Genomic DNA, 16,253 nt, shown 5'->3' on the forward strand with positions numbered 1-16,253 from the left:
TAGATATTAATTTATTGATCAATACATTATGGAGGTTTCAGTTTTGTAAAGGTTGAAATAAAGTATTACAGGTTAGAAAGTTGATTATAAATTTCATCAATTACACTACTTTCTGCTCCACTGATACTTTTCCCTTTTTGTTCGGCATATTGTTTTTTCAGGCATTGTTTGTTTACAACCATCAATTTTTTTACTTCTTTTATGGCTTGAACATGGTGCTGCTCAATGAAGATTTCAATTCGTTCAATGGCATTGTAGCGTACTCTTGATTTTAAATTTCGACTGTCATACTCTGCTATAATTGTTTTTTTCAATTCTTTCCAAGTCATATCTCTTGCTTTTTAGAAAATAAACTGGTTACAAGATGTGTTACTAACTCTATAAAATGATTAGATTACGTATAAATTAACTGTTAAGACTGGTTCTATTTCGCAACCTTTTTAATAGTGCTCTATATTCTTTATTAATTGGATTATTGTTTCCTAATATATTTAATGGTGGATTATAGTCGTTGATAAGTTTCTTTTCAAGATTTTCGATTTGTTCTTGTTCTCTGTTTTCTACACTATAAAATAATAATAGATTTTCTCTCATCCATTGTGACAATCTTTCTTCATCGTTTTCATTGAATTTAGTTTTCCCATTATCAGGATTGTTCTTATCTCTTGGAATTTTAGGAAATCCCATTAAACTGCCAAGAGATTTACGAAGAGTGGATTTTCCAGCATTATTGCCTATGAAATGCTGCTGATAGTCACGTTTTCTAATACTTACAGCACTAATTCCAGTGTATATTATTGGGTAATGGTTGTTATTATAATCCATATAGTGGAATTCGGGAAGCACCTCTATTTGAGGAAGTAGCGAAGAAGTCCGTAGAACAACCAAGTAATTTCCAGGAATATCAGGAAGAATAGAGCTGTAATCTCTCATGGGATCAAAAAGTTTGAATGAATTTTTCATGGTTTTGATATTTGTTTAAATAGTTTCTTTTAGTATTCCTAATTCTTTTAAAGTCAAAATGTCATTTTCATAATATGGATTCTTGATATTTTTCCCGAGTGGAGTAGGCGAGTTGTATACCAATCGTTTAGGTAGCTGGTTACTGTGCTCGGAGGATATCAAAAAATATTCTGTAGAATCAACATTAGTACCTACGACTTGGTTTCCTTTCAAGCCTAACGACAAATGTTCTGAGATATATTCTGTAGAATATAATTTTATAAATATATCATTATTATATGATGAGAGAGCTGCAATGTATGTTTCTTCACTAATAACATATATATCTTTCAAGCAGTCTTGTGAATAGCATCCATTGAGGTATTTTCTTTCCCTTTTTTTTTCTTGCAATATTCTGATAGGTATCTTATTGACACTTCCATGTGCATAGCATTGTAGTATGAATTTGTCTGTATTGGGATTTATGGAAATACTTTTAATAATATTGTTTTCAGAAAGTTGTTTGTTTGCAATAATATACGTGCCATCTTTATATAAGTTTAGAAAGAAAATATTTTCGTTTGATCTTGTTTCGATTTGATTGGAAATAGATTCGGATGAATAGATATTCTTTTCCGTCTCTTCTATATCTTCAATTTCAAAATGTTTATCTTCAACTCTACCCTTTTCATATTTTTCTGAAAAATAAAACATTTTATTGATGTCACTTAGCAATCTTTTGAACTCTTCCTTTTTCTCAAGTAGTTTGTAGCCATAAATGATGCAAGCAATTGCACTTAATGTTTGTGGTTGCATGTCAATGTATGAATGTATGTTTTTACTATTTACGCATTCAGGATTCTTTAGTAAAGAATATAGAAGACTAAAGATGTTGCTGCTTGTTGTTTCTTCTGTTCCAAGCGAAAGATCATATATCTGTATAATCTTGTTTACAATTTGCTTTCGTTCTATTTTTATTCTGTAAGATAATATTCCTTGGAATGCTTTTAGACACTTTTCTTTTTTTACTTGAAGTGCTTCAGTTGGTGAGCTAATTGTTAAAATATTATATAGCATTTTACAGACTTCTCTATAGAAAGAGAAGTTTTCGCTAAAAAAGCAAGGATCAATTTCAAATAAGCCAAATAGAGTTGACATTTCAGAAATAGTATTTTCAGTGCCAATAAGGGTCTCTTTATAGCTACTCAGTGAATTTGTCTGAAGAATTTTAATTGCTTTTTGTAGCCCTTCGTATTTTTTTAATCGGGGAATTTTTTTTATCTTACTGATTTTAAATGTACGTGTCCAGTTGATTAAACAAATCATTAGATCTGCAAATTCTGCTAATTCATATAAATTCCCTTTCTGAATTAATATGTATTTGTGTGTTTTATCAAGATAATTAATATAGTGCACAATCCATTTGTTGTTTTTACTTTGGTATAAGTTTGTTGCATTTTTTAAATGTATATCCTCAGAAAAGTGAATTATATTGTAAAAAAAATCATCTATAAGTTCTTCCTTATTGGCATATTTAAACAGAGATGTTTCGTCTATCCATGCAATAGTTGTTACATTATTAGTATTTTGAATATTAGTTTCCACACAGTTGCCATTGATATTTTCTATTACTTGTAATATAAGTGCCTTTTGTGTTTTATCAATATAATTTATCTTGCATCTTATTGGAGTTTCTTTATTTTTCTGATTAGATGAAAGTTTTTCATATAGACGATGGACTAGTCCATACTTATCTTTTAATACAGAAAAATGAGTTCCTTCCATATCTATACCTTCCTTTACATAGTTAAAATCATATTCTTCTTTTTCCTTGTACAATTCATACAAAATAGAAAGCTTGTCTTCTATAAATATATGAGAACCATATGAATCAACACCTCTATACTCACATCTTATGATATTTTTCTTTGTGTTTTGATATATTTCAAAAGGGAGCATTTTTATCCAACATTCTTTATTATCAATTACTATTACATAGTAGTAATTACCTTTTGCTTCGGCAATTCTCTCTACCATGAAGTTGTAACTTAATCCTTTTTCAAATATTGCCATAATGGTTTGGGTATTCCGGTTTAATAATTATAAAAGAAAGTGTGGAGTCACATCATCTATCGTGTTGGAGGTTCTGGTAAACCTAAATGCAAGATAAACAATATCCCCACACTTGTGATGTATATAGCTTGAGTAAGTATATACAAACAAGTGATGAGCGTGATTGCTTTCCTATTGCATTTCGTGAAATTTACCAGATCTCCAACACAAGGATAAAAGCTACACTTTCATCAATAAACTATGTAATGTGTCCTAACCAGTCATGTTGGGACTTTGCAAAACTACAAAAAGTTTATTGATTATCAAACTCAAAGGGGACATTGTTATTCACTTCTGGTAAAACTATGGTATATATACAATATCAAAATGCCGTTCTATAAAAGTAGCCCAACAAATGAACAATAGAATGCCAATCAGGAAGAATGGATAATACCAATTGCTGCGTCTTTGCAGTAGCCATAAGAGAAGAATCCCCAATATAGGACAAATAATAGTAAATGAGGTAAGAATGATCGCATCTTTAAATAAAAATGCTTCTTTTGTACGGGATGTTCTGAAATGATTCATTATTATATTATATTTTGTATTAATCAATTTATTCTGTCATCAACTCTTCTGTGTCGTCTATCAGTGCATCATAGATTTCAGGCAGATAAGCGGCTTCATCTTCCGGATCTTCAAGATATTCATCCAGATGTTCGTTGAAAGTGTCGTAATCGTTCAATTCCCTAGATTCTACATTCTGAGTTTTTCCAGCCACATCCTTATAAATCGTATTTCCATGTATGGCAGACGAACGTTGTAATCGAGAAGATTTGTGAGCAAAGTCACGTTGCGGTGGGGCAGCGTTTTCATTCAGACTTCTTTCCAGCATGTTTCTGTTTATGGCATCTTGATAAGCGTAATATCCAAAGATGATAAAGATACAAAGAGTACCTATGCCTTTCAGAAGATTACTTTTGTTCCAGTAAGAGTTATTGTTCATATTTTTTGGTTATTAGAGGGGTGTGTTCAGGGAACGAATTGTTGTTATCTGTTTCTTTTCAGAGCCTCTTCATAGATTGCCTTCACCTGCTCCCTCAGATGTAGAGGTTTGATGACTGTCAGCGAGTGGCTTCTTGAAAGCAAGGCCATCACAAAATCATTGGTAATACGGAGATGTAGTTTAATTCGGAATTCTTTCTCATCATCTACAATGATCTCTTGGGAATGATGCAATGGAACAGATTTTAGGAAATTGCCATCCAAAGGGCTATAACTCAATTCGATCTCTTCTATAGGAATATTTGTCTGGTTCCAAATGCCATAACAATCTTTAAAAAGGCTGTTTATGTCTATGTCCATATTACGCTTGAATGTTTTTCCATACAATATTTGAGGGTCAATAATACAGTCCACACTGAAAGTTTTCAATACGTTTTCTTCATAAGCAAGAAGATACCACCGGTATTGGTCTTCTTTCAAATAGTGTGGCAGCACTTCTTTTTCACGCACCTTTCCATTCTCCCGGACATACATATATTTAAAGATTATGGGATGTGAGAATTTAATAGCCTTGATTAGAAGTGGTAGATATTCGTTGTTTACCGGACGATGATGTTCTGCAACTACATAAGTATGAAGGCCTGAAGAGGTATCCAAAGCATTTAGTATATCAAAGTTGAGAAGGAGCCTTTCATATTGTTCTTTTTTTGTGTCATCCTCTTCATTGATATAATATCCATTCCGTTTCTTGTCGAAACAGATGCGAATACCGAACATCTCTTCTATCGCATTAAAGTCCCGTTGCAATGTTCTGAGGTCTACAGGTATCCCACCACGTTCTTCCATGCGATGTGTCACATAATTTTCCAGTTCTTCACGGGGGACATACCGTTGAAGTCCTTTCAGTTTATTGATGATAACCAGCATACGCTGTAATCTTTCCAACTTTTTCCCCATATAATTATGAATTTGATTTTATTATGGGCAAAGATATTGAAGGCAAGCGACAAAACGTGTCGTTGAACAAATTTTATTCCGGTCCTCTTCTCTTTAATAAACTTTGGATATCTTTGCAACTCTAAAACAGATAAGATTATGACAAAAGCAGAAATTGTAAATGAGATCTCCTTGAAAACGGGAACAGACAGAAAAGAAGCACTTCAGATCGTGGAAGGATTCATGGAGAGTGTTAAAAAGGCATTGACTGACGGTGAGAATGTGTATCTGAGAGGATTTGGCAGCTTTATCTTGAAACACCGTGCTGAGAAGGTGGCCCGTAATATTATCAATAATACTACCATGATTGTTCCGGCCCATGATATTCCCCATTTCAAACCGTCCAGAGATTTCACATTAGATTAAATGCGATAAATTCATAAAATGGCTTCATTATACAGCTCATTACTGATCTTAGGTCGTGGAATAGGGCAAGTGATGTTCCAGAACAATGCGTTGTCTGGTCTGTTGATGCTGATTGGAATATTCCTGAATTCATGGCAGATGGGAATATTGGCTGTAAGTGGTAATATAATAAGTACATTGACAGCTTATTTCTCAGGTTATGGACGTGATGATATAAAGGATGGTCTGTATGGTTTTAACGGTACATTGGTGGGAATAGCAGTCGGAGTCTTCATGAAGCTGTCTTTAGGTTCCTTATTGCTGATGGTTGTGGCTGCATGTATTTCAACCTGGATATCACGACTTTTCAATTTGCAACGTTCACTTCCCGGATTTACAGCACCTTTCATCCTTTCCGTATGGATGTTATTAGGGTTCTGTTCCTGGATTATGCCTGATATTTTGTTGGTTTCTGATACGGTAACTGATGCTACACAAGGAATCAATTACTTTCAGACCTTCAGTTTTGGTATCGGTCAGGTAATGTTTCAAGGGAATATCTGGACTGGTTTATTGTTTTTAGTTGGTATTCTTGTAAATTCACAAACTGCTGCTTTCTATACTGTAATTGGAGCACTTTTCCCTATTCCTTTGGCTATCTTGCTGGGGATAGATGCTGAAACGTTGAATATGGGATTGATGGGATATAACGGTGTATTGTGTGCCATTACTTTAGGGGACAGAACCCTGAAAAGTCTTGTATGGGACTCATGTTCAGTCTTGCTTTCCACTCTCTTGCAGATTATAGGGATGAACTTGGAGATTACTACTCTGACCGCCCCTTTTGTCGTATCTGTATGGATCATAATAGGAATACAGAAATTGGTGAGTGTCAGAATAGAAAAGAGTTGATTCAGGTATTACGATTAATAATAGAATAAGGAGGCTGGATAATGAAGTTCTGTCTCCTTTTTTGTAATCAGCTTCTTAGCTAAAAAGATTATGAGGCTTATAACTTTGTAACAAGAGAAATAGAATAATTAGCGGTGATTTTTCGGAGTTTCCGCTATTTTTTCGCGCTTCAAATTATAAATATTAGAATTTTATTTTGAATTATAGAATTATATTATATATCTTTGTCCTTGGATAATTGAGTTACCAATGAGAATATTTACCGAACAAGCATTAAAAGAATATGCAGAGAACCATCCTGATTCAAGGGTTGCCTTGCAAGAATGGACTACTATTGTGAAAAGAAGTAAGTGGACTTGCTTTGCCGATATTAAGAAAACGTTTAATAGCGTTGATAATGTAGGCAATCAACACTATGTTTTCAACATCAAAGGCAACAACTATCGTTTGGTAGTAGTGATCAAATTCACCATTCAGTTTGTGTATATTCGCTTTATTGGTACTCATAAAGAATATAATAAAATAGATTGCTCTAATATTTAGTAGTATGACAAAGATAGAAAATCAAACCCAGTATGAATGGGCGGTGAAAAGAGTAGAGGAACTTCTTCCATTGGTGAAAGATGATACTCCTTTGAATGACCCGAACAGCATAGAATTAGAACTTCTGTCTAATTTAGTTGCCGATTATTCCGAAGAACATTTTTCTTTAGGAGAACCTTCACTTGTTGATGTTCTTAAGCTTCGTATGTATGAAATGGGGTTGAATCAGAAATCACTTGCAAAATTAGTAGGTGTCAGCCCTTCACGTCTCAGTGATTATATTTCCGGGAAGTGTGAACCAACCTTGAAAGTTGCGAGAGAAATAAGTCGGAAGTTGAATATTGATGCAAATATTGTATTGGGAGTATAATTTTATCTATATAAAAAAATAAGGGAGACCGAACATTGTATATTTCAGTCTCTTTCTCTTTTATTGGCTATTTCTGTTTGGATTTATATCTCCTACGTTCACATCCGAAAGTATTATGAGAGTAGGCATATTCAATTATTTCAGTAATATCATAATCTGGAATAAACTCTTCGATGAATGATTTGGTTCTGCCTTTCTCTACTCCTGCCTTACATAGAACCCCAGCATAAGACATCGCAGTATTGTTCCTCCCGTTGGCTAAAGATTTTCCAGTCCAAATAGTTCCAAGGATACGGATTATACCACTATCAAAATAATCAGTTTGTTTAGGGCTTTCTGTACATAGATAATAAATGGCATCTTTGTTGAACTTATTGTTATTCTGATTTGTTTCTTTCTAATAATACTTTTCCAATTAAATAAGAATGAATATTTCCGAATTAATATCCGCTGGTTTTATTGGCTCTGTTACTACATTGACTATTAAATCAGTTATTGATATGCTAAATGCTCATAATCAGTATAGAAGAGAACTAAAAATGCAAGTGTTTAAAAGAAAAACAGATGTAGTGGAAAAAGCGATAGCATGGTATCAGGAAGCATTGGATACATATAATATGATGCAAATCACAATCAAGGGAATAGACACAAGCAATCAAACTACATGGCTTACATTGCAAAAATTAATAATGAAATGTAATAATCTATTTGAAGAATCAGTAAGTAGGCTTAACCCTTTATATTTGTACTATGATTTTCAGGAGATTGAAAGAAAATTTCATGCTACAGAATCATTGGAGCGTATAAATGACAAACTTACAGAAATCTTAAAAATAGAAGAAAAGGTATCTAAACTTGATCTGGAAAATAATCTTTCAGAGTATGAACTATTACAGAAAGAAGAAGCTTTTGTTTTACAGGATTATTCAAAAGAAATTGAGAATCAGAAATATATAATTATTTCTATACAAGAACAGCTTAGGGAGGAATACAAAAAATATCTTTCTTGATTTAATAGACTGACACTTTTCCATTGGAAATTATATTGCAAAAAAATAAGGAGACCGAGCAATAAAGTTCAGTCTCCCTTTTTAGATTTTATCACTTAAATCCATCAGGCAGGATTAGATTCACCTTTTTCCGTACTCCACTGCCATAACGGTATTCCTCCAATTGTATCTGGCATAATGAAGATTCAGTAAAACCGGATTGAGTGATTAGCCGTTTTCTACCTTCAAGCACCCAGTTCATAATTCCGGGTAACTCTGTAGAAACAATCTTCTCAGCCAGTTTCGGATCCACTTCCGATTTGGGTATCTGGACTTTGAAGGGAACGATAAGAAACCTCCTGAAATATCCGTTCGATTTGTCATTGGTCTTTGGCAGCTCGTTCAGACAGAAAAGCATCTTGGCTTTATTATCAATGTATTTTTATAAAATACTTGAGAATTTATTTATAGAGAAAACTTTGGAAATGTCCAATGAGGGAACAAGGGGGAAGTGATAGCTACAACTAACATTCTTGGAAGTCTTTCAACCAATCCCCACTGGAAATCCACGTTTTTTCTTCCCGTGCTGTTGTAGCCAAAAGTGGGGATTTTACAGCAGCTCAGACAAATGGGAATGTTATTGCTTATGCCTGGTTTGTATGGGAAAAAGGTTATAAGGGAGATACTGTATCGGATTGGATAAACTGAACGAATAAGTAATTGGAAATGGTGGATATAGTTCATATTTTATTAAAGTCGTAATACTTTTCAGTATAACAACTTTTTTAGTACATAAAGAAACTAATTATAGAAAGTATTACTTAAAGATAGGTAAATTGTTTATTTTGACTATATTTGCAACATAGGTTTTATCATAAGGTTAAGTAATCAATGAATGCATTAAGTAATCTAGTAATGAATCAGCCTATAGAAAAAGGCGGGGCATGGGCTTCTGGTGGTTTCTCTTATCAATGTGATTGGGGAATGGACAAATTATTAACCTTGCATAAATCTGGCAATGACTATATTATTGTTTTTGATTATCATGATGATATAGTTGTTTTAGATGGAGAGGTAAACTTGCAAAATGTTGATTTTTATCAAATAAAAACTAGCCATAATAATCAATGGACTATTAACCGATTGACAAAGTATGAAAAAGGTGGACATTCTATTTTATGGAAATTGTTATCTCATTTCGCTATAATAAGTTATACCAGAAATATATATTTTGTTACCAATGATTATTTATCAAGCAGTATGCTGAAAATAGGGAGTACTTCTCAAAATTTGATTCATTTTTATGATTTAAAAAGTACTACTCAAGCCTCAATAAAGAAAAGATTAGAAAAAGAAGATCCGAAAGTAAATATTAGCAAGCTCGATAATTTACACTTCTTTATAAATCAATTACACTATAATTGGCATAATGAAATCATGATTGGACGAGTCTCTGATTTTATAAAAGAAAGTAATTTGAGTCCAGATCTGAAGCCTAAAATATTTTATGATTCACTACATAATGAAATAGAACGAAAAATTCGTTATGCTACGGATATAACAAGCGCAGATGATTTAATTAGTGAAAAAAGTTTTACTAAAAAACGATTTGATATATATTTGAATGAGATAAATAATTTTGAAACATTCAAAAAGTCTTGTGAAAGTATTGTTGGAATCCTTAACAACGACAAGGTTAGTTTTAAAACAATAAAGGAATTGCAAAGATCATGGAAAGAAATACAGGTCGATCTAATGGATTATAGAAATTATGAAATTAGGGAACTGATTAAATATATATCAAGCGTTTATAAAACCACTGAGATAGAAGATGATATAACTCTTTATCAATATTGTTGTAAAATATATGATATGGTTGCAAGGGAATATGTTAATCTTATGAGACATAGTGAGTATTACTTAAAGGCATTAATTTTATATATAGTCAATAATGAGTAAAGGTGCATCTCTTAAATTATTAATCCGATATCTAAGAACAAAGTGTAATGAAAAAAATAAAGTTTATTCAGATACAATTTCTTTCTTACAGAGAAAAGAGAGGACTAACAATAAATCTTGATTATCATGTTGTTATAATAAAAGGAGCAAACGGATCAGGTAAATCCAGCTTGATAAAATCATTATATTATTCATTAGGTACAGAAATTGAGGTTTGGCCTCAAAGATGGTTGGATGCTAATATTATATATTTATTAAAATTTAAAATAGATGGAATAACATATCAATCACTTCGCATTGGTAATGAAATAATATTATATAATTGTGATGGTTCGTTTAGATTTCGTTCTAAAAACTCATGGGAAGTATCTGATAAATTAACTGAATTATTGGGGATTGAATTCCAGATGTTAGATAATGAGAATAATGTGAGAGTAATTCCATTAGGATTTTTATTTGCTCCTTTTTATATTGATCAAGATAGGGGATGGAACTCTGTTTGGAATTCTTTTTATAAAATTGGTATACCTAATGGAAAATCTACAGCTCAACTATATCATGCTGGCATTTATACTGACTCTTATAACAATGCAAAAAATAGATTGATTCTGATAAAGAAAGAAATTAAAGAGTGTACTCGTTCTATTGAACTGATAAAAACATTTATCAGACAATTAAAAAAACAGTTTGATAAAGGAAGTATAAATTACGATATAAACAAATTTAATGCGGAAAAAAAAGAATTAGTTGAAAAATCAGAAGAGTTAAAAAAACTTCAAAAAAAACACTTAAACGAGTTGTCAGAGCTATATAACCAAAAAATATCTCTCGAATTTCAATTACAGCAATTAGATAATAATATATCGGAAATAGAAAAGGATTATTTGTTTGCATTGCAACAACGAAATATTCTTATATGTCCTATCTGTCAATCAAAAGTTGAAAATAGCGAAGTGGGGAGATATGAAATGCTGCTAGATATAGACCAATCTAAAGATTTAAGATTAAATCTCCAAAGCAACTTGGATGATTTGAATAGAAAAATTGATGCAGTGGAAAATAAAACACAAGTTGTTGTAGAAAAAATAGTAGCTATACAAAATTTACTGGCTATAAAAAGAGAAAATTACTCGTTTGAAGACGTAATCGAGTCCTTAGTAAATCAAAAACTTCATGATGTGATAGATATGCAACGCAATAAACTTATGGAGGAAAAGAATAAAAAAATACTATTAGAACATAGTCTAAATGAATCATTAAGCCGATTAAATAATAAGGAAAAGCAAAAAAATATTGAGGAAAAATTTTCTAATTCTATCAATAAAGCATATATAGCACTTTCTATACCGAATTCTAATCCTAAGCCTAATAAAATTACAGGTGTTGTAAAGGGTGTTGGTTCTGCTGCACCTAGATGTATTATAGCCTATAATTATAGTATGCTAGAAATAATAAATGAGAATTCTAGGGCTCTATTTGCACCAATTGTCATAGATTCTCCACGTCAAAGTTCTATTGATGCAGAAACAATGAAGAAGATGAATAATTATATAATAAAGAACAAACCAGTTGATTCTCAGCTTATATTGGGTATTAACAAAGATGATGAATTTGATGCGACAAATTGTCATCTAATTGAAATAGAGAGTAATATACCTTTATTAAAAGAAGAGGAATATCAAGGTGTTAAGAAAAATATAGAAAAGTTATTGAGCAATTCTTTTTTTAAATAGGAAAGTGCTTTATCAATATAGATATATAAACATTTTTTATAGTTAGATTATTTTTAGCTATTTGACATGATAAGTAAACAATCAAGAATTAAAAGGAAACCGAGCATTGAAGTTCAGTCTCCTTTTCTTTTTATTGGCTATTTCTTTCTTGACTTGTATCTTCTACGTTCACATCCGAAAGTATTATGAGAGTAGGCGTATTCAATTATTTCAGTAATATCAAAATCCGGAATAAGCTTTTCGATGAATGATTTGGCTCTGTTTTTCTCTACTCCTGCCTTACATAGAACTCCAGCATAAGACATCGCAGTATTGTTTCTTCCGTTAGCTAAAGATTTTCCGGTCCAGATTTTCCCAAGGATACGAATTATACTATCATCAGAAACAACTTGTCTGCTCAGAGTGTTCAGGAATTTGGCTACATAAGAATCATCTTCGGTTATCATTTCATTTTCGGCTTCATCCTTTATTATGGTTTCTGTAACAGTTTCGGGTATAATTGGTTCAGAGGTGGAAGGAACAAAATGAAAAGGCTCAGGATCAGGATTTTTCCATAGGTTCGGATCATAGCTTAAAAAATTACCTCTGGCCAAATCCGTTGTACTCTTATCTATCTCAGGGCAATCAAACAACTTCAAAAGCTGATTATACAGGTCATAATGGTAAAGCGGCTCATAATTATCATGAAGAATAATCGCTTTATAACCCTTACCGCTTGGAGTAACGTAATAGGCATAGACACATGGAAAACTTTGTAACCATTTCCCAAACTCATCCATTTTCTCCGGCTGAATATGGTCGAAGTCAAGAGCGGTAAAAGAAGAATAGTGAATCAAATCATTCCTGTTCTTGGTCTTGAAAGTTCCGTTCCATGTTACAGCCGGAAGTTTCATTTTAGCCTTATCCTTGTCTTCATCTTTCTTGGCTTTCCTTACCGCATCTACTTTTTCGGCTACATGATAATAACTACTAGTCTTGATAATATCCAGCACCTTATCTATTTCATATTCTTCAGGGTGATTGATGTCTGTAATCCTGCCGAACAATGATATTTTTGTTCGGATATGGGAGGCTATTCTAAACACAGCTACCTTTTTACCTTCCATTCGGTTGGTCCTATCCTCACAAGTCAAGTAATCGGAAATATCAGAAGCACTTGGATTACCGGGAATATCGAGTTTGGAATATATGTTTTGAAGTAATTCCTTGACCTCCGCTTTCGTATAGTCCTTTCCAACCCTCAGCACTTTTATCAGTTCCTTCGCTATTTTATCTTTAGGAAGTTTATCAAAAGGAGCAGGTTCAATGGCTTGTCTGATATAGTCCTCCCTCCAATGCAATGCTTTAAAACCTTCTTTTCCGAGAGCTTCATAATAGGTCTTGAATTTCTTCTCTATAAAGGTACATTCATCCAACAAACCGGGGAGAGTATCATGGAGTTCACAATACATCTTTGCTTTTCTGGAGAATTGACCGTCCTTGTTCCACTCGCTGAATAATTTCTGCATCTCAGGATTATCACTGTCTGTAGATTTGGTAACATTTACACCGGAACTTAAAGCCCTGTACATGGAAAAGTCACTCCGATAAATCTGGTCTGAAACTTCCCAGGCTCTCCGTTCCGCTATTTCAAGGATTTCATTTTTAACTATCCTTACGTTATTGTTCTTATCCTTCACGATGCAACAATAATGCTCCTTATGCCCTTGCTGTCTGATTGTATTCTCCATAATTTGAAGCTGATCATTTTTATGTGGAGCAGCTTCGTAGTTTTCTATTTGTCGGTTGGTGCTGTCGTTCTTTTCCTTGATTGATTTCTCTAAAGCCTCTTTCGTTACCTTTGCTTCCCGTGTATTATAATATAAGGTGGCTGAGTTACGGAAAGGATTCTCTTCCAGTCTTTGCCTTCCTATGATTTGTTGAAGATCCACAGAGACATCTATCGTCATGCTGCTTACTTTGGGATTGGCAAATATATAAGAATAGGCATTGGTTGAATAGAAGTCGGCTCCTACATAAACGGTTGAGGTGCAGAAGGTAAACATCTTATGTGGTTCTCCCTTACCCGGGATCTCTTCTATCCTGAACTTCATTCCGGTCTGCCTTGATAATTCATCCAGTTTCTTTATATTGTCACTCTTGGAAGAACAGATGATAGTGGTCTCTTCCGGTCTCAATCCAGACCTCTTGATAATCTTTATAATCTCTGAAACAGAATTGATATAGAAAACGGCTTCCTTCGCTATAAACTCTTCACCGTTTACCATCGTACTCCTGCCATTTCCTGAACGATATTTCTCTATCAATCCCTTACATAGTTCCAATACTGGTTTTCTGGACTTTATTACCTCTACATCGGGTAACTTTGTCATACTCTCCGGCCAAAGTAATTCATAGATGGGTAGAGACTTGAATTGTATCGTCATATCCAGATAAGATTCAAGAAAAGGAGTGGCTGAAAGATAGATTACTTGGGTGAACTTCTGTAGTACTTCCGACAATTCATACTCTGTCGTAGGTTTGAAATGGCAGTCATAGAAGATAACCTGGAACTCATCAACCACGACGATCCACTCATTCAGATTCTCCCCTAAGCCAACCAATACTTCCATGATTTTCCCAAGCGAGTCATAGGTAGTCAGAATCTTCTTCCCTCCGGATTTGATGTATTCCTGAAGTTCGGAGTTAAAAGTCAGGATCTCTTTTTCACTGCCTGTCTTGCTTTCAAAATACTTCTTTTTGTCTCCCTGAAAACGGTAAAGATGAAGGCTGTCGGAAAGATGTTGGGAATACTTGTTATACAGCAGATGTTTCCTTGGACCGGCTAAGATTACTTTCTTGTCGGAACGGATATACATTTCAGTGGCACCACAACCACAGATTCGTTTATTGAGGATGAAAGCCCTGTCGATGGGTAATAATTCCCAAAGTTCATCCCAATCCGATAAATACTTGATACCGGATGGAACATCTAATTTTATTTTCTTCATTATAAAATAGGTATTGATTAGTGGGTTAGTCAGAGACAAAAGCCTATATGAAGTATGAGTATGGTACATAACCCGGAAGGGATGGAATAATTTATCTACATAAATGCTTACTCTTTAAGCTTTTGTACATGAATTGTAACATTTTTTATTCCACCTTGTCTTCCAGTTATGTATTACATTCCACTACGTTCCATACCCTTGTCTCCGACCAACCCAGATTATTCATTTATTGATTGTCTGGTAACTTGAAATTGGGATTGCTATGGTTTAGTTCTTTCTCCAGCTTATCTATATCCTCCTTCTTCCTTTTCATATACTCTTGATATTCAGGACTGCTTTCTTCCACCCATTTAAGATTGTCAGCATGGTAATCAAGATAGTTCATGTTCTTATGAAGCACTCTCGGTCTTTGCATTGTGGATTTATCTCCGTCCACTACATATTCTGCCGCAGCCATCAGATCATCTACGCCAGCTCTTTTTTCTTCATAGTTTCCCCACTTATTCTTTCGCCTATAGGAAACATAAGGATTTTCTATTGCTACCATTTGATCTCTATCTCTGTCTCCGATTTCTTTCACGATTGGCAAAGCAACCTTGTTATCAAGTATTGTTCCATCAGCCGTCACTTCCAAACCGTTATCTAATTTACGTTTAGTGGCTGTTGGTTTATACTTCCTGACCTCTTTCCATTCAAGATTATTGGCTTGACAGTTTCCCAAGTCGCCATCTTTATGGATTAGAATATATTTCTTTCCATCATTCGGCATGGGTCTGTAACAGATGGCTATAGCTTCATCGAGTGGAATCTCACCATGACTTTTGGTGTTTAGAAATTTACTTCCGTCAGGTCTTGTATGGATTATCAGGGGACAATTCCAAGTAGGATCATTATATTCCCGATAAGCATAATCACCGGCGTTGTTCACCCAGACATTATACTTCACACAGTACCGCATCATTCTCCCGTTTATCATTTTGGGAGCCTTTATTTTCTGTTTTGTATTCATCGTCTTCTGCTTTTAATGGTTAATAAAATGTTTCTTTCTTCACTCAGGTATTTCACCAAAGAGTTATACGCTTCGCATCTTCTACGCTTTCTTGGAATTACAGCAAGAAGTTCACCCAATGTAACTTCAATGCTGAGACCGGAAATGAAATGTTCCTCACCGATATAACCTGCCAGTGCTTCGACATCATCTTTGAATTTTTTCGGAGTTATACTTACTTTTTGGATGATAACATCAGGAGCAGTATTTTCCTGACGACCCAATGAAGATTCTGAACCTTCAATGGATGTACTGTTTAATTTTAGAATCATTTTCAGAAGTAAGGATTAGAGGGTTACGGAAGAGCGTTTTAGCGATTTGGAGCGGATTATGGCCCTGAAATTCCTAAATCTGATTATTTGTGGAGAA

The 16,253-nt window shown here is 33.8% G+C and carries 16 protein-coding genes; 7 read left to right on the forward strand and 9 right to left on the reverse strand.

The window, feature by feature from the left end:
- Positions 1 to 65 precede the first annotated feature (65 nt).
- From DWZ67_RS16685 to DWZ67_RS16705, 5 genes are all read right to left on the reverse strand, one after another.
- Positions 66 to 329, reverse strand: a complete 264-nt coding sequence (locus DWZ67_RS16685; RefSeq protein WP_120139364.1) for a hypothetical protein — start codon at positions 327 to 329, stop codon at positions 66 to 68.
- A gap of 76 nt (positions 330 to 405) precedes the next feature.
- Positions 406 to 963 carry a GIY-YIG nuclease family protein gene (locus tag DWZ67_RS16690; RefSeq protein ID WP_120139365.1) on the reverse strand — a complete coding sequence of 186 codons (558 nt, stop codon included), beginning with the start codon at positions 961 to 963 and terminating at the stop codon, positions 406 to 408.
- Positions 964 to 978: 15 nt separating this feature from the next.
- Complete coding sequence (locus tag DWZ67_RS16695) at positions 979 to 3,015, reverse strand: hypothetical protein (RefSeq protein ID WP_133302954.1); 2,037 nt, start codon at positions 3,013 to 3,015, stop codon at positions 979 to 981.
- A gap of 595 nt (positions 3,016 to 3,610) precedes the next feature.
- Entirely contained in the window at positions 3,611 to 4,000 is a 390-nt protein-coding gene (locus DWZ67_RS16700; RefSeq protein ID WP_120139367.1) for a hypothetical protein, read from the reverse strand.
- Between the two features lie 44 nt (positions 4,001 to 4,044).
- The gene (locus DWZ67_RS16705; RefSeq protein ID WP_120139368.1) at positions 4,045 to 4,956 is read right to left on the reverse strand and encodes a helix-turn-helix transcriptional regulator; all 912 of its coding nucleotides are present in this window, start codon (positions 4,954 to 4,956) and stop codon (positions 4,045 to 4,047) included.
- Between the two features lie 138 nt (positions 4,957 to 5,094).
- Between DWZ67_RS16705 and DWZ67_RS16710 the strand changes: the two genes are divergently transcribed.
- The 5 genes from DWZ67_RS16710 to DWZ67_RS16730 all read left to right on the forward strand — a co-directional run bounded on the left by DWZ67_RS16710 (position 5,095) and on the right by DWZ67_RS16730 (position 8,175).
- Positions 5,095 to 5,361 (forward strand): HU family DNA-binding protein, encoded by a 267-nt coding sequence (locus DWZ67_RS16710; protein WP_120139369.1) that lies wholly within the window; start codon positions 5,095 to 5,097, stop codon positions 5,359 to 5,361.
- A gap of 18 nt (positions 5,362 to 5,379) precedes the next feature.
- A complete protein-coding gene (locus DWZ67_RS16715) occupies positions 5,380 to 6,252 on the forward strand; it encodes an urea transporter (RefSeq protein ID WP_120139370.1) in 873 nt (290 codons plus the stop codon).
- 249 nt (positions 6,253 to 6,501) lie between these two features.
- Complete coding sequence (locus DWZ67_RS16720; protein ID WP_120139371.1) at positions 6,502 to 6,795, forward strand: type II toxin-antitoxin system HigB family toxin; 294 nt, start codon at positions 6,502 to 6,504, stop codon at positions 6,793 to 6,795.
- Between the two features lie 4 nt (positions 6,796 to 6,799).
- A complete protein-coding gene (locus DWZ67_RS16725) occupies positions 6,800 to 7,165 on the forward strand; it encodes a type II toxin-antitoxin system HigA family antitoxin (RefSeq protein ID WP_016277803.1) in 366 nt (121 codons plus the stop codon).
- 425 nt (positions 7,166 to 7,590) lie between these two features.
- Positions 7,591 to 8,175: a hypothetical protein gene (locus DWZ67_RS16730; RefSeq protein WP_120139372.1), complete on the forward strand. Its 585-nt coding sequence runs from the start codon at positions 7,591 to 7,593 to the stop codon at positions 8,173 to 8,175.
- A 91-nt stretch (positions 8,176 to 8,266) separates the two neighbouring features.
- On the opposite strand, the gene DWZ67_RS16735 is transcribed toward DWZ67_RS16730, so the two are convergent.
- The gene (locus tag DWZ67_RS16735; RefSeq protein WP_025019248.1) at positions 8,267 to 8,572 is read right to left on the reverse strand and encodes a hypothetical protein; all 306 of its coding nucleotides are present in this window, start codon (positions 8,570 to 8,572) and stop codon (positions 8,267 to 8,269) included.
- A 473-nt stretch (positions 8,573 to 9,045) separates the two neighbouring features.
- Here DWZ67_RS16735 and DWZ67_RS16745 point away from each other — a divergent pair, with 473 nt between their 5' ends.
- Positions 9,046 to 10,113, forward strand: a complete 1,068-nt coding sequence (locus DWZ67_RS16745; RefSeq protein ID WP_025019249.1) for a dsDNA nuclease domain-containing protein — start codon at positions 9,046 to 9,048, stop codon at positions 10,111 to 10,113.
- Between the two features lie 47 nt (positions 10,114 to 10,160).
- The gene (locus DWZ67_RS16750; protein WP_025019250.1) at positions 10,161 to 11,846 is read left to right on the forward strand and encodes a hypothetical protein; all 1,686 of its coding nucleotides are present in this window, start codon (positions 10,161 to 10,163) and stop codon (positions 11,844 to 11,846) included.
- A gap of 137 nt (positions 11,847 to 11,983) precedes the next feature.
- Here DWZ67_RS16750 and DWZ67_RS16755 read toward each other — a convergent pair whose 3' ends face one another.
- From DWZ67_RS16755 to DWZ67_RS16765, 3 genes are all read right to left on the reverse strand, one after another.
- Positions 11,984 to 14,836 carry a BT4734/BF3469 family protein gene (locus DWZ67_RS16755; protein WP_120139373.1) on the reverse strand — a complete coding sequence of 951 codons (2,853 nt, stop codon included), beginning with the start codon at positions 14,834 to 14,836 and terminating at the stop codon, positions 11,984 to 11,986.
- 226 nt (positions 14,837 to 15,062) lie between these two features.
- Positions 15,063 to 15,845 (reverse strand): hypothetical protein, encoded by a 783-nt coding sequence (locus DWZ67_RS16760; protein ID WP_120139374.1) that lies wholly within the window; start codon positions 15,843 to 15,845, stop codon positions 15,063 to 15,065.
- Positions 15,842 to 16,156, reverse strand: coding sequence for a hypothetical protein (locus tag DWZ67_RS16765; protein WP_120139375.1), 315 nt, complete (start codon positions 16,154 to 16,156; stop codon positions 15,842 to 15,844). The genes DWZ67_RS16760 and DWZ67_RS16765 overlap by 4 nt, the downstream gene beginning before the upstream one ends.
- Positions 16,157 to 16,253: the final 97 nt, after the last annotated feature.

Source organism: Bacteroides sp. AF34-31BH, from assembly GCF_003602795.1.
Lineage (GTDB): Bacteria > Bacteroidota > Bacteroidia > Bacteroidales > Bacteroidaceae > Bacteroides > Bacteroides uniformis.